At 38.0% G+C, this 884-nt stretch carries 1 protein-coding gene; it reads right to left on the bottom strand.

All coding sequences use genetic code 11. From position 1 onward, the window contains the following. Positions 1 to 884, bottom strand: an 884-nt coding sequence (locus tag IDG60_RS27720; RefSeq protein WP_206160947.1) for a CocE/NonD family hydrolase, incomplete at both ends; no start/stop codon positions are given.

The raw sequence follows: 884 nt of genomic DNA, 5'->3' as shown, positions 1-884 counted from the left end.
TTTCCAATCGTTATTTTCTTCTTTAAGGTAAAAATCAAAGAATGATTTTTGGCGTTCGAGATTTTCTCTAGCGTAGTAACTTTCCCACTCTTTACGTCCATGCACATATAGCCATTTTTCTTCTGATACAGCTTGTTTAAATCCTTCAAAAGAGCCACGGTTGTGCAAACCTTGTGTAGACCAACTAGCACATGTTAGTAGAGGTGTTTTAATTTGTGATAATTGCACTTGATGCTGTTTCCAAAAATCATCGAACAAAGGGTGTTCTTGTTGTGCTTGAATCAAGTCTTCGATATTTGGATTATCTGTCCATCTCGCAAAAATACCTTGAGTCCAGAAACGATAAAAGCCAGTATCCGGTATACCTCCATGAAAGGCTACTTCTCTATACATATCATTTAAGCCTTCCCAAGGAATCATTGCTTTTAAATGTGGTGGATTTAATGATGCGACCCACCATTGAGTCACCGCAAGATAAGAAACACCATTTGTCCCGATATTTCCATTACTCCATGACTGATTTGCTGCCCATTCAATCACTTCGTAATAATCTTCCGCTTCTCTTTTTGACCATGGAGATAAGACGCCTTTTGATTTGTCACTACCGCGTAATGCAACTTTAACTACAACATAATCATTTGGCACCCAAAATCCTGGGTCTGGTGATTCTTCAGGTGTAAAACTAGATGTCGGAATGGCGCCTAATGTTGGCCAAAGGGCACCCATATTGGTGATTTTAGGCTTATTATCTTTACCATAAGTATCTGCAGACATAACTACAGGGAATTTGCCATCTTTATTTGGTCTGAAAATATTAATATATAATTTTTCGCCATCGCGCATTTCCACAGTGACATCTTTTTCCATAATCATTTCTTGATTTC

This window comes from Staphylococcus sp. EG-SA-2, from assembly GCF_017152085.1.
The sequence above is the reverse complement of the archived record's forward strand: the minus strand, read 5'-3'. Positions and strand labels throughout refer to the sequence as shown.